The sequence below is a fragment of the Sinomicrobium pectinilyticum genome, from assembly GCF_003725735.1.
GTDB lineage: Bacteria > Bacteroidota > Bacteroidia > Flavobacteriales > Flavobacteriaceae > Sinomicrobium > Sinomicrobium pectinilyticum.
Genome location: NZ_RJTM01000002.1, coordinates 198,303 through 212,836, shown reverse-complemented (window position 1 = coordinate 212,836; position 14,534 = coordinate 198,303). Strand labels below are relative to the sequence as shown.

The following is a 14,534-nucleotide window of genomic DNA, read 5'->3' as shown; positions in this document are numbered from 1 at the left end:
TTAAAAATCAATGCAAAAACATACAGCTAAAATAACATCAAAAAGTATAGAGCAAAGTGGCTTACCTACAGATTATAGAAAAGCTATTGCTGAATATATCTGGAACGGTTTTGATGCCAATGCCTCAAGAATAGATATTAATTTTGATGCTAATGAAGTTGGTTTTATTAATCATCTTTCCATAGTAGATAATGGCACAGGAATAGACATAAGTACTTTAGACGATACTTTTGGAAACTTTTTAGATTCTCAAAAAGAACAATCCTTCTCTGCAACAGGGTTTGTAAAAGGGAAAAAAGGAAAAGGACGTTATTCATTTACAAATTTTTGTCACAAAGCAATTTGGAATACAACATTTAACAATGCAAACAAACTTTTAAATTTTACTATTTCAATTGAAAAATCTGATAGTGTAAATTATGCAGTATCAAATGAAAAGACCATTAAAAAAGGACAAAATACTGGAACTATAGTTTCATTTGAAAAGTTCTTTAACTTAACAGGAGATTTATTAGAATCAGATGATTTTCAACAATTTATAGCCCAAGAATTTGGCTGGTTTCTCTATTTAAATAAGGATAAAGGTTATAAATTAGTTTTAAATGGTGGTGAAATAAATTATCAGTCTATTATAGCCGATACTGATAGTTTTGATTTACAAATAGGGAAGAACAATTTTAAAATCACCTACATAAGGTGGTCAAAGAAAATTGGTGATAAGTATTTTTATTATTTCTTGAACTCTAAACAGCTTGAAATAGGTAGAAAGCATACATCATTTAATAATAAAGCAATTGAATTTCACCACTCTTTATATGTTGAGTCCCTATATTTTGATGATTTTGAAGAAACTAAGGAAAACGAGCCTACATTAGGCTTCTTTCAAAATCAAGCAGATGATACGTACAAAGCATTAATAAGTCATTTAAATGTATTCCTCAAAGAGAAAGAAAAGTACTTCATAAAAGAAAATAAGGCAGATGAACTAATTAAGAGGTATAACAAAGATAGAGTATTTCCAAAATTTAAGTCCAATGCTTATGAGAGGTTAAGAAAACAAGATTTAGAAAATGTAGTAAAAGAAATATATTGTGCTGAGCCAAAAATCTTCTTAAAACTAAATAAGGAACAAAGCAAAACTTTAGTAGGCTTTTTAAATCTTTTATTAGATTCTGAAGAAAGAGAAAATATACTGACTATACTGGAGAGTGTTACAAAATTGGATGAAGAAGAAAGAGAAGAATTGGCAAAGGCACTTAAAAATACAGAACTTAAACATATTGTCTCATTAGTTAGATTTTTAGAAAACAGGTTTAAGGTTATCAATTCCCTGAAAGCTTTAGTTTTTGACCTCGAAAAATATACCAACGAAAGGGAACATATTCAAAAAGTTATTGAATCAAATTATTGGTTGTTTGGAGAACAATATCACTTAATTTCAGCAGACGACAATTTTGAGATCTTATTACATAATTATCTTCATTTTGTAGAAGCAGAAAATAAAAAGCCTAATATTAGCTCACTTAATAAAAAGAACAAGCTAAAGCGACCAGATATATTTATTTGTCGACAAAACTTCTATCCAGATCCTCTTACAGAAAGTGATATTATAGAAGAAAATATAATTGTAGAGCTTAAAAGACCTTCTGTAATCATTGGCATAGATCAATTTAGGCAGATTGAGAATTATATGAGGTTTATAGTTGAAGAGGAACAATTTAATAGTCAGCATCGAAAATGGAAATTTTTGTTAGTTGGTAAAAAAGTTGATGATTACATAAAAGATCAATACGATAATCAGAAGAATAAGGGCAAAAAATTCCTAGTGCAATCAATCAGAAATTATGAATTTTATGCAATGACTTGGGATGATGTATTTACAGACTACCGTTTAAAAAATAAACATATGGTAGACAAGCTTAAATTTAAAGATACTGTACTTGAAGAACTCAAGGATGCAGGGGTTTCATTAGATAAAGAGGCATCTGACCTATTAACATATAGAACTCAGTCTAATTAGTCAATTTTATTACCTTTACTTCTTTCCAAATAAATCGTCAAAAAAGGCAACTAAAGTCTTACACCAAAATTACACCTCCCCTGTTCCAACTCTTGTGAATAAAAGGGATAAAAAATATTGTATCGGTAAATAAATTCATCAAACAACACCAAAAAACACCCAACCAACACAAACAAAATCAATACATTACAAAAAATATTTTGGCCTAAGGCTTTTTTCAGGAAACAAAAGATGCAGCACTCTCCTGCATCCTGAAGAACAAAAAAGTCTAAAACTCCCCTCTCTAGACTTTGTTATTCAATTTTAGTCAGAACCAAAACCGTGAAATTATTGATTCCGGGAGTACCTCCCCGACTTCCTGTGTATAAACCACGACATAAAACCGATCACTGTTCCTACACAGAGTGTTGTCCATAACGCCTTCTGATCTGCTGTCAAAGCCAGCCCGATAAAGATCATAGAGGTTATTGCCATGGTCCTTGCCAGTATCTTTAAACCAAAGCTATTCTGAGCCTTACTGCTTTCATCTGCCGGTTTTGTTTTTTCCCCGTGACTGACTGTATCTTTGATCTTTTTATACAGGCGGTACTCTTCAGAAACTTTACCCCAGCTTCTCGCCCATATTTCGTAGCCCGATAAAAATAAAATGGGAATAAGGGAGCCTGCCAGCATTTCTTCTGCCCTGTTTAATGAAATACCGGTTAACAAGGGATGCAGAAATTTAAGGTAGAGATTCAGGGAAAGGCCCAGGAGGGTACACCACAAGATTGATTTTCCCGTATGATACCGGGAGAACAATGCCCATATAGGCGGACCGTACAAGGAGCATCCCGTTACTGCCCCTACGCTTAAAACTATTTCCACTATACCTCCGGCGGATGGCACCAACAGTGCTACACCAATAGTCATAATTCCAAAAACAATAACAGCAAGTTTGGCTATAAGCATCAGATGCTTCGGTTGGGTATCAGGCCGGACCGACTTATATAAATCATTAGTAAACACAGCCGCTGCCAGGTTTAAGGTCGTATTTACGGAACTCGCCGTAGCGAACACCATACCTCCCAGCATCAATCCCACCAGTCCCCGGGGGAGTACGGCCTTACACATCATCAGGTAAGCTCCTTCATTTTCCAATCCGGACAAATCCGGGTTGACCACCCTGTAGATCATGGGAGGCAACATCCATACAAAGGGACTTATGAGATACAGTATCGCAAACAGATATCCTACCTTTCTGGCCGACTTGGGACTATCTACACTGGTATACCGCTGGACATAAGCCCAATTCCCTCCGATAAAAATTCCGTTATAAATACCGAATGCCAGTAAAAAAAGCCAGGAATATTCTTCGTTCACCGGCATAAAGAAATCGGGAGGGGTATGAGTAAACAATTCTTCTACGCCCCCTATTTTATCAAATGCCAGCGGTACGACAATAAGCACCGCTCCTGTAAGTACTATAAACTGAATAACATCCGTAATCATTACCCCCCAAAGGCCTCCGACAGCAGTATAGATAATAATTAAAATCCCCAGTACCAGGATACAGGCTTCAATGGGAAATCCCGTGGATACATTTATAATTTTAGCCACCGGGTAAAGGAAGGCCCCGGTATACATCAGAGAGATCAGCAGAATAAGATAACTGTAAAATTTCTGAACGGTCAGTCCCAACCGTCTGGACACAAATTCCGCTGCCGTCAATGCACGTGATTTTTGCCATGCAGGGGCGATAAACATACCTACGAAAAACCCTCCGAGACACATGGTAAGCTGAATGGCTATGGAAACAAAACCATACTGGTAGGCTATGGATCCCCACACTACAAATGTTCCTGCCGAAAAGAAACTCATAAACAAAGACAGTGAACTGATCTGCCACGGTACCGCTCCTCCCGCTGCGAAGTAAGACTTCATGGAATTCCCCGTTTTTCCGAATGACAGCCCCGCCGCAATAATAATGCCTGTAAAAACAAACATCACGATATAATCCAAAATTCCCATGTTCTGTCTTTTAGCGATAACAACGAACGGCAAACAATGCGGCCGGGACATCTCTTGAAGGATGTTCCATTGTAATAGTTAATTCCCGGGTGATTATCGTAGTTTTCAAATCTACTCTGTTTATGGTCTGATAGTTGCCAGTTTTTTCAAATACGACCTCTCCTTTATCATCCAATATCTTATAATTCCTCACACAGAAGGGCATCACCGATTCCGGATGTCCCATTAAAACGCTTTCCATCGGGTGGTCGTAATCCGTATCAAAAAATAATTCAATCCTGCTGATCTCCCTGGGCTTTTCCCAGCTTATTTTAACGCATGGCTCCGCATCATTCAAATCGGCCACCCATGCATTCGGGGTTGTAGTAGGCCGGTAGACTCCTGTTTTGATATGTTCCTTACCAAAAGGGTGTAACGGCGGATCGATCTTCATGGCCACATTATGTCCCCCGGGCCGCCGCTGAGGGCACCAGAACTCAAATTCGTCCATCCCGATGTCTTCCGGGGGAACCTGCTTCCCATAGTTGGATACTGCTTTGTTCACCAGGTTAAATGTCGATAATATCCCGGTAACCCGAAGGGAGGACCTGTAAAGTTCCACATCCCGGTTTTTGTGCAAAATGATAAAGGCATAAGCCCGCTCCTTTATATGTGCTGAAAACGCTACCCGAACAGTTTCTCTGCCTTTTTTTACTGCCACGGCAAACTTCTCCAGGGAAACATCCGGTGTAAAGTTTCCTGTTTTCCCGCTGATCCGCAATTCAACATCCAGAACAGTATCGTTTTTCGCTTCGAGGTCAAAAGTTATCGCCGGTAATTTTCCTTCCTGTAAAGGGAGCATCTGTGCAACCGAAATATCCAGCGGAAGTACGAAATCGGCACTTAAACATCCCAATGCGAAAGTACTTGACACAGTCAGACTTCCCTGTTGAACCAGATCGGTATCATCATGTAATACCAGTTCGGGGATATGCTGACCACTTTTCAGTAACTCGTGTTGCAGATCGGTTATAAAGCCTTTCTCCAGGATATCCCGCGGGTTCAGATACCCCTTATGATATATTTCTGTAACAACTGTATGCCCCGTTTCCTTGTCTTCTGTCATATCTTCAGCAGCCCCCCCATGATTCGCGTACGACTGTTCGCGCTTTGTTTTTACAAATTTATTTTCAACGGCTCCTTTTGTCCCGGCAATGTAAGCAGCCATTCCTACAGCCTGTCCGATATAGGCTGCGGTAGCCATAACCCTGGTCGAAGCAAAAGCTACATGTGTTGCACTGATGATTCTCCCAGCCAGGAAAAGGTTCTTTATATTCCTGCTGTATAAACACCTGTACGGAATCTGGTAAATACCTTTGGCATGCCATTGGTTGCACCCCGGTTTTTCACTGAACACCCCGTCTGCCGGGTGCAAATCTATGGACCATCCACCGTAAGCCACAGCATCTTCATGGGTTCTCTGCTCCACAATATCCTGTTGACGAAGCATATAGTCTCCTTCAAACCGCCGGCTTTCCCGTTTTCCGGGAATAGTCCCCACCCATTCCAACGTCATATTTTCGGCTTCCGGAAATTCACCAGAGTTCTTGATATAATCCCAGGCACCATACACCACCTTCCATAGTTCCCATTTGATCTTTTCCGTATCGTATACGGTATCCATTCGTCCCCCGTACTCCAGCCACCAAAGCTTACATCCATACTCTTTGGCATTAAAACTCCTGAAACGGGGAATTTCCTTACTGACATCCATGGCAAAATCCGGTGCCTTGAATTTTACAGGCCTTCCCGTATCCTTACTGTAAAAATACAGGCTGTGCCCTAAAAGCTGCCCGTATTCTTCGGTAGGAGCAAATTTTTCTCCGAACTCTTCTTTGCTCTCGGCCCCCATTCTAAAGGCTGCCCCCGATAGAAAACCGACAATACCGTCACCGGAAGCATCACAGAATAATGGTGCATGGACAATGTAATCGGTCGAATTCTGGCTGCAAAAACCTTTTACTGCTCCTATGCTGTCATCAGTCAGCTTCCGGACTTCGTAAACAGCGGTATTCAACAGTAAGGTTATATTAGGTTCTGCCTTTACCTTATCAAGCAGTATTGCATCGAATATCAGCGGGTTTCCTTCCCTGTTCCTGTACATATTCTCTACCAGCAGTTCATCTACCACCCCACCTTCACGGCTCCACCTGTTGTTATTGCCGAGGTGAGAGGTGGCGCCGAGTATCCATAAGCGAACTTCACTAGACGAATTTCCCCCCAATACGGGCCTGTCCTGTACCAATACCACCTTTACTCCCTTCCTCGCTGCGGTGATGGCGGTGCATACCCCCGAAAGTCCACCACCTACAACAGCAAGTTCCGTGTGATATATTTCGGTATTTAACTTCCTGTTCGCTTCACAGTCCCTTTTTATCATAGCTTAAGTTTCTTTATCTTTTTACCCCTGATCCACATAAATTATGATAGCATCAGGATAGCATTTCTTTTTATTTTCTTTATTCAATACTATAACTGTACCGGTCAATGTAATTCCAGCTCCTGTATTTCACTTCCGGCTTTTCCTCTTAATTCCCTGTACTTTTTCTTCATATCCTCCAGTTTATCCGGCTGTTTTTCCGCCAGGTTATGCTGTTCGCCCGGGTCTTCCGCAAGATTATACAACTGATAGGTCTTCGCAGCCCCCATTTCAATATTCACTTGTTTCTGTACTACTGCCCCGGGATACGGGGGGATCATGACCCAATCCCCATCCCTGAGGATGGTTCGCGATGTACCTTCCAGGATAAGGGTTTCACGTCCTTTATTGCTTTTACCCAGAAAAGCATCCAGGTAATCCTCACTGTCCGTTCCTGTTACTTGCTGACCGGTAAATTGTGCCAGTGAGGCCAGTAAATCGACCTGGCACACTATGGCATCGGACACCTGCGGTTTGATTTTCCCTTTCCAGAAAACGGCGAACGGCACCCGGAACCCGGCCTCATATATGCTGTATTTTCCACCTCTCAGCGGACCTCCCGGACGATGATTGCCCACCTTTTCCACGGCGTTGTCATAGTACCCGTCGTTTAGTACCGGACCATTGTCACTGGTAAAAATGATCAATGTACTCTCCAGCAGACCTTCTTCTTCCAGTGTTTTGACAAATGCACCTATACAGGCATCGGCCTCAACAATGACATCCCCCCGGGGGCCCATATCCGTTTTTCCCACAAACCTGGGATGCGGTGTACGGGGTACATGAGGCTGCTGCATGGCATAATAGAGAAAGAAGGGCGATGATCGCTCCTCCCGTACAAAAGACTGTGCCCGGGCCAAAAAGGTATCTGCCATGTCCTCATCCACCCATTTTGCATTCTCGCCGCCCTTCATGTAACCTATTCGGGGAATACCATTTACGATACTCTGGTTATGCCCGTGATGCCACTTCATTTTCAGCAATTCGGGGTTGTCCAGTCCTGTGGGTTCTCCCTCAAAATTATGTTCGTAACTCACCCGGATGGGGTCATCGGCTTCCAGCCCTGCCACGTTGCCATTTTCTATGTATACCGTGGGGACGCGATCCTGGGTTGCGGCCAGGATAAAAGCTTCGTCAAAACCTACTTCGTTAGGACCCGGGCTTATATGCTCATTCCAGTCTACCTGCCCTGTTCCGAGACCCAAATGCCATTTCCCCACAATACCTGTGTAATAACCCGCCTTTTTCAACATCTTCGGCAGGGTCTGCTGAGCCGTATCAATAATAAGCGGGGCAGTTCCGGGAAGGATCTTTGCATCGCTGTTACGCCAAGGATATACACCCGTAAGCAGGGCATACCTGCTCGGGGTACAGGTCGAGGAGGCGGCATACCCGTCGGTAAAACGGATACCGTTTTCTACAAGGTAATCCATATTAGGCGTAGGTATTCCCTCTGCTCCGTAAGCTCCAAGGTCTCCATACCCCAGGTCGTCCATATTTATAATTACGATATTGGGTAATACAGGATCAGGGCCGGATGTTTCTTTCTGTTGTGAATTACAACTGCCGAGAAAGGATAGTACAATCCCCGCAGCCAGTATGCCGGTAATTTGATGTGTTTGTTTTTTCATTTTTTGATACATTATTTATTTCCTGGTCATTATCTGAGTTTCGAAAACTACTTAACAGCTTGACACCGCTTTACTCGTTACCTGTTACTAGCATCCCGGGGTTGCTTTTCCGATCGGCAACAATGGTCTCTTCCACCTGCCGGAACACATTTCCTTTGATGAGAAGGTCGAGTGTCCCGCTAGCCACGATACCTTTTTCACCGTACATTATCGTATTTCCGATGATTTGAATATTGGTTAGCGGAGGGGATTTTTTTTTCAGTTTCGCAGCCGCCTTATCCTTATCAAAAAAGACCAGTTTTTCGCCTTTTTCCTGGTTCCGGATACCGATAGCCCCGGTAATGCCGTAACGCGCCATCCAACCGGAATGGGATATTCTGTTGTTTTCGATCCTTACATTTTTCGGCACCACACCTTCACCTTCATTAATGGCGGCCCCGATCATGATGGCCGGGTACATGATATGATCGAACGTATTATTTACGATCGTTACGTCAGTATTCCTGATCAGGCTGGCACTTCCCGCAATATTTCTGAATTCGGAATTGCTCAGGGCATAATGGTCTATATTCCACCCGTAGATTTGGCACAGCGTTTTATCGGTAACAAAATCCGGTATATTTTCTTCAAAAGTCAGCAGAAAACCTCCCTTGTTTTCTATGGGTCTTATAACCGATTTACGAACGGTACACAAAACTTCTTCCCGGCCATTCCAGAACCCGATCTTCGATCCTTCAGGAATAGGCAATATTGCTCCTTTTTTCTTCTTTAACCATATTGTGTTTTTATTAATGACCCGGTATGGTGAAAGAAAAGAGCCGTGGACATTCTGCCCATCCCATCGCACTCCTTCCATATATAATTCGTCCATAACAATTTTACCCCGGCAAGCATAAAGCTTCCACCCGTCCCTGGAACCGACGGCCAGCTGATTATCCGGCGCCATGATCTTAATTTTTCCCGCAGTGATATTTTCACACGCCTGAGCTTGCATACAAAATCCGATGGCATTATAGGTCCATACATTTTCTACAAAGAGGTCATGACATCCATAAAAATTGACCTGAACGCCTTTATATGAAAAATGCCAGCTCAGGCCTTCGCCTACCTCAACCCCGGAAGCTACTGTGGGTGAATTGAGTTTCATGATACGTTCGGCCGGGTCACCTTCCACATGCCATGTATATTCTTCCTTCTTCTTATATACATCGCCTCCATAGGTGGGACTTTCTGCTTTTTTAAGGGTTTTGGTAGAAAGGTCCCAAATATTACTCGTAAAAAACAATGTTCCGTCAATCACCGGGTTTCCTTCGAATATTTTTACGGTAACGGATTGCCCGTCATTGGCAATGACCTCTCCTGCGGTCGAGTAGCGCGGAGCATTATCGAAAATGACATGTTGCAGGCGGAAATTATTACATTCCCGTACAGACAATATGGGTTTTCCATACATATCGTTCCTGAAGTCATAATGCCGGAGAAATGTTGTTGCGGGATTTCCTTCACTATCCTTACTGCCTCTCATGGTAAAATCATGAAGCTTCGTAACTTCAATAGCAGTATTCTTTGTAACATCTCCCACAAACAGGTCGTACGTACCGGCCTCGAATACCAATGCTTTGGCCCCTACGGTTTTTGCGTGTTCCAAAGCCTGTTTAATCGCATTAATATCACATTTCGAATCATCGGGAAATGCTCCGAAATCGGTAACATTCACAATTTTATCCCGGGCATGGCCCATATGATGGCCTGTTATCCACATGGCGATCACTACTAAAAATCCTTTGTAGATCATTTTCTAATTTTTGTTTTTCTGCCTGAAGGCTCTTTATTTAACTCTTTTACCAAGACACAAAACCGCTCCTCCGTTCTTTTCGAGCTCCACGGATAATACATCATCCGGTAACTGCACTGTATCTGTTACAAAAGGTGTGATTATTTCGCTGTAATACCTGCTCCTGGCATTGGTTCCTTTTGCTATGGGATTGGGAATACTTTCGGAAGCATCGTGATATAAAATGGCTTCTTTAGCTGCGGAGTTCAACACCGCAAGGTCTATTTCACACGTCTTTCTCTCTCCTCCGTTGATTATACCGATGTACCAGTCATCCCCTTTACGCCGGGCCATGATCGCTAATTCGCCGATCCGGCTTCCGGGTAATACCAAGGTCTCATCCCATACCGTAGGCATCTCTTTAATGAGAGGCAAAGCTCCAGCCACGGACGGATGGTGCAACAATATTTCCGGGTTCTCTGCTATGACCTGCAAAGGAGAGGTAAACAAAACCAATGTAGCCAACTGATGGGCCCAGGTGGTTTCGCCAGTGGCTGTAAATGCCAACGGCGTATAATCACCATGCCCGGAAACAAACCTTGTAAAAGGAAGTGCCGCATTATGAGATGCCGTTATCGGTCCTTCGGGATGTGTGTTCAGTTCCAGCCCTCTTATTCCTTCACGGGTAAGTTCATTGGGGTAGCTCCTTATTTCTCCTGTTGCGGCCTGGCACCCGTGAAAATTCACCATCAGTTTCCGTGCTGCGGCATGGCGAAGTACGGCCTCGTCAAAGTCAATCAGCGTTTTGCGCTCTCCATCCATGAAATCAACTTTAATTCCGCTGACACCTGCATTATGAAGGCTGTCCATAAAGGATTGCATCTGTTGATAATCCCCTTCCGGGAAATTGAGTTCTTTGGAGTGTTTCCATACCCATATACCTACATCCTTCTCTTTTCCGTAATCGCATATGGCTTTTAAGGCCTGCCATTTACCGGGCCATTTCTCCCAACCGGCATCAATGAGGTTGTATTCGAAATCCAATGCTTCGGCAGCATCGATCATCTTTTTTTCCTCTTCGGGTGTGCCGGTGAGGTTTGACCACCATCGCCAGACCGATCTTCCCGGCCTGATCCAGCTTCGGTCAGCAAATAATGCGGGATCGGCTTCAGGGTTGAGACTCGTAATGACACTTTGCTGATGGACCAGTTGATTGAGGTCTTCCGCAACTAAAGCTATTCTCCAGGGAGAAATAACATTGCCGCGGACCTCAAACCCGGACTTTCCTTCAAAAAAATCGGCTTTCAGGGTGTTCTCCGGAAGTGCTTCATAACGCAAGCCGCTGTAATTAAACAACCCGGCTTCTGCCAGGATGCCGTACCCTCCGTTCGAATACCCGAAAATCAGTGGTTTTCCCTGTACAGGACCGGTTCCGGAAACCACAGGAAGCTGTTCTATGGTTGTTGACATCCACTCGCCTGCATAAGATTTCAGCTTCCAGTTGTTATTACGTTCAAAGTACCAGACTTTAGTATCAGCCGGTATGGTCCATGAAGATTCTTCACCGGTAACACGATATATTTCTTTCCCCCCGCCTGCTTTATACCTATATGCTGTGCCCTGGTCAAAGACCCTGAATTCAAGTTGTTCTCCCTTACTGAATTCAAGCAGGTATTCATTCCATTTGATTATAGCCGTATCTGTTATTCCCATTACACTGACCACTTCTTGCTTGGGAAACGGCCCTTGCAGGCTGGTCAGGGAAGAAAAAAGGTTTTCCTTTTCCAGGATGTTCAACCCCAGGAATCCTTTTTCCATAAAAACAAAGTCCTGCTTTGCAGCTTTTATGTTGTACCCGGTACTGTCTTTCCGGATGTTCACCCGTACTTCCATATCCGGGCTAACCAATACAATATTCTTTTTGTCACTGTTACATGAAAAAAAGATATATCCCGATAAAGCCAGGCAAACTATAATCCGATTATACATATAAAATAGGTCTGATCAATTCGTTAATATTTTTCTCACCGGGGATTCTTAAAGATCCGGGCTCTCCGTTTTTTTCCAGGGAGACCATTGACTTTTTACTCCTTCTTTTTCTTCCCTGATCCGAACTTCAAAGCCCTCTCCGGGATTCACCCTTATTTTAACAGACCCTTCGAGCGGGGTAACCCGTTCCCGGATGTGTTTTTCTTCTCCCAATGGTCTGTACTGTATCCTGTAACGGCTTTCTCCCGACCGTACGCTGTATCCCACCACTATCCCGTCTTCCAGTTGCATCGCAGCCCTTATCACGGGAGGCAGGGAACCTCCGGAAAATTTTATCTTCTGCACCAGGGGTTTGCTTCGCCCCAGATGATTGACAGCATATATCTTTACTTCTGTTCCCGGCTGAAGGTTTTCTTCCGGAACATCCACCCATTGTTCCCGGGTAGTGATGGTCTCCCCGGATGGAAATTCCAAAAGGATATCCGTACCGGGCAATGCCGTACCGAAATACAGCCTTGCTTCGGTATCTCCCGATATAGTGTGTAACACCTTTGGCTGGTCCGGGACTTTTCTGTATAAAACCCGGTCATAAACAGTATGTCCTGTTCGGCTGACCAGATTCACCTTTGCATATATCCATTCACCCGGGCTTTCTCTGGCATAAGAAAACGCATGTGTTAAGTCAGGATCACCCGGGGTGATGTCCTTTAGTCCCGTCTCCTTTTCGGATAGCATTTTTCCCGTTTTATCGTGTAAGGACAATCGAAGTTTATACCCGCTCAATGTATAGGTAGGCAACTCGTTCTCAGCTCTGGGGCTGATGCGTACCTGAACGGTGTGATTTTTATCGTCCCATTGCACATCTAAGTCCGAAACCGGGGCGAAGGCTTTTCGTATCTGCCGGGCTGCACGTTTGGGTTTACGCCACACATCAACAACTCCCCAGGTACGGTCGCCTCCCAAAGGTGTGCCCTTGAAATCGCTCCGGTAATCATTATACGTCCACAGTGACGCTCCGGCGATATACGGAAGTTTTCCTATCTCGGCTAACCCGGCTGTAACGTTTTGATCCAGGCTGTCATCGCGGCTGTACCCTATCTGTTTTTGTCCGAATTCGGTAATAAAGACCGGTTTATCCGGCCAGCGCTGATGAATGGTGCGGGCAGACTTCACAAAATCTCCATAGTTGTTAAAACAGATCAGGTCGGCATGCCGGGCAGGTTCCATGTTAATGTCTATGCCTTCCCGGAAAGCGGTGTGGCTCACATAGGTTACCAGCCTGCCGGTATCCAGTTCCTTTTTCACATACTTTATCATAGACACTATATATTGGTATTGCTCACGACTCATATGAAGTGTTTTCCAGTCTTTGATATCCAGGGACAGTTCGTTCCCAACACTCCATCCTATGACCGACGGATGATTATAGTCGCGTCCTATCATCACTTGCAGCCACTGCCTGGTCACCGGGTTATTTTCGAAGGCCTGAGGGTCATTCCTCCCCCATACGGGTATTTCCTGGATGATAAGCATCCCTATTTCGTCTGCATATGCCAGCAGCTCCGGCGACAGGGGGGCGTGCATCATCCTTGTCATGTTGCATCCCAGACTCTTCATATGGTCCAGGTCTTTCTTTATCAGCCACAAAGGTTCTGTATTGCCCGTAGCCCTGTGATCGTGTACCCGGTTAAACCCGACCAGCCTGACCGGTTCCCCGTTCAGCAGCAGGCGATTTTCCCGGACCTCCACTTTACGAAAACCGAAATGTGTTTTTTTGTGATGTATTATTTTTCCGTTTTCCCGGACCGTCACTTCACAGCCATAAAGACCAGGATGATCGAAATGCCAGAGCTTAACTGTTCCCTGCAACTTGAGGGACAGGTTTTTTATCACGGATGTTTCGCTATTGATCGTAACCTTATAGGTAGTATCCCGGATCACCGAATGGAATTCCTTATCGGCAAAAACTTTAACGGAAACAGTCATATCTTCCTGTTTTCTCCCGTTATTTTCCAGACCGTAATCAATATTTACCATGCCTTTCCCGGTTTGCAGGTCCACTTCCGGTGTCACCTTCAACTGGTTGATCCTTACCGAAGTATTCCGGACCAGGGTCACATCCCTGCTGATCCCGCCCCAGGCCCACCAGGCTCCCCTGGCATAGGAGTTATCGGCCATCACCACTATGGTATTGGTTTCCCCCGCAGAAAGCAGGTCCTCCACCCTGAATTCGAAGGGAGTGTACCCGCCTTTATGGCTCCCCACATAATGCCCGTTGACATAGACATAGGCTTTTTCGTAAACTGCGCCGAAACGGATACGAATAAAACCGTTTTTCCATTCCGGGGGAATACGGATCTCTTTTTTATAGACTCCCATACCTTTGTACAGGGCATACCCGGATTCCGTATCCCAGTTGCCGGGTATCCATAAAGAATCTTTTTCCTTCCATACGGAACGGGGGTGTACCAGGGGTATGGCTTCTTCCATACGGTGTACGGTTTTAAACGCCCAGTAACCATTCAGGGAAAGGCGCTCTTCTCCATTCGTTGCCTTTAATCCTGCCGGATATATAAACAGGACCGCTATCCATATAACAATACTGAATTTAAATGCATCAGCCATTACAAACCTGCTTTTCCCAGACGCCCCCAT

7 protein-coding genes are annotated in these 14,534 nt (G+C 44.0%); 1 reads left to right on the top strand and 6 read right to left on the bottom strand.

Going from position 1 to position 14,534, the window contains the following annotated elements; all coding sequences use genetic code 11:
• Positions 1 to 10 precede the first annotated feature (10 nt).
• Positions 11 to 2,020, top strand: coding sequence for an ATP-binding protein (locus ED312_RS00845; protein WP_123214091.1), 2,010 nt, complete (start codon positions 11 to 13; stop codon positions 2,018 to 2,020).
• A gap of 327 nt (positions 2,021 to 2,347) precedes the next feature.
• Here ED312_RS00845 and ED312_RS00840 read toward each other — a convergent pair whose 3' ends face one another.
• From ED312_RS00840 to ED312_RS00815, 6 genes are all read right to left on the bottom strand, one after another.
• A complete protein-coding gene (locus tag ED312_RS00840) occupies positions 2,348 to 4,027 on the bottom strand; it encodes a sodium:solute symporter family protein (RefSeq protein ID WP_123214090.1) in 1,680 nt (559 codons plus the stop codon).
• Positions 4,028 to 4,037: 10 nt separating this feature from the next.
• A complete protein-coding gene (locus ED312_RS00835; RefSeq protein WP_123214089.1) occupies positions 4,038 to 6,446 on the bottom strand; it encodes an FAD-dependent oxidoreductase in 2,409 nt (802 codons plus the stop codon).
• A gap of 104 nt (positions 6,447 to 6,550) precedes the next feature.
• A complete protein-coding gene (locus ED312_RS00830; protein WP_123214088.1) occupies positions 6,551 to 8,116 on the bottom strand; it encodes a sulfatase family protein in 1,566 nt (521 codons plus the stop codon).
• A gap of 70 nt (positions 8,117 to 8,186) precedes the next feature.
• Positions 8,187 to 9,911, bottom strand: coding sequence for a pectate lyase family protein (locus tag ED312_RS00825; protein ID WP_123214087.1), 1,725 nt, complete (start codon positions 9,909 to 9,911; stop codon positions 8,187 to 8,189).
• Positions 9,912 to 9,944: 33 nt separating this feature from the next.
• The gene (locus ED312_RS00820; RefSeq protein WP_123214086.1) at positions 9,945 to 11,879 is read right to left on the bottom strand and encodes a glycoside hydrolase family 97 protein; all 1,935 of its coding nucleotides are present in this window, start codon (positions 11,877 to 11,879) and stop codon (positions 9,945 to 9,947) included.
• Between the two features lie 48 nt (positions 11,880 to 11,927).
• The gene (locus tag ED312_RS00815; RefSeq protein WP_170164420.1) at positions 11,928 to 14,504 is read right to left on the bottom strand and encodes a glycoside hydrolase family 2 protein; all 2,577 of its coding nucleotides are present in this window, start codon (positions 14,502 to 14,504) and stop codon (positions 11,928 to 11,930) included.
• Positions 14,505 to 14,534: the final 30 nt, after the last annotated feature.

What these genes read in the sequence shown, in the direction of transcription:
- ED312_RS00830 (WP_123214088.1), bottom strand. Translation starts at nt 8,116, where the DNA reads ATGAAAAAACAAACACATCAAATTACCGGCATACTGGCTGCGGGGATT.
- ED312_RS00825 (WP_123214087.1), bottom strand. Translation starts at nt 9,911, where the DNA reads ATGATCTACAAAGGATTTTTAGTAGTGATCGCCATGTGGATAACAGGC.
- ED312_RS00845 (WP_123214091.1), top strand. Translation starts at nt 11, where the DNA reads ATGCAAAAACATACAGCTAAAATAACATCAAAAAGTATAGAGCAAAGT.
- ED312_RS00835 (WP_123214089.1), bottom strand. Translation starts at nt 6,446, where the DNA reads ATGATAAAAAGGGACTGTGAAGCGAACAGGAAGTTAAATACCGAAATA.
- ED312_RS00820 (WP_123214086.1), bottom strand. Translation starts at nt 11,879, where the DNA reads ATGTATAATCGGATTATAGTTTGCCTGGCTTTATCGGGATATATCTTT.
- ED312_RS00840 (WP_123214090.1), bottom strand. Translation starts at nt 4,027, where the DNA reads ATGGGAATTTTGGATTATATCGTGATGTTTGTTTTTACAGGCATTATT.
- ED312_RS00815 (WP_170164420.1), bottom strand. Translation starts at nt 14,504, where the DNA reads ATGGCTGATGCATTTAAATTCAGTATTGTTATATGGATAGCGGTCCTG.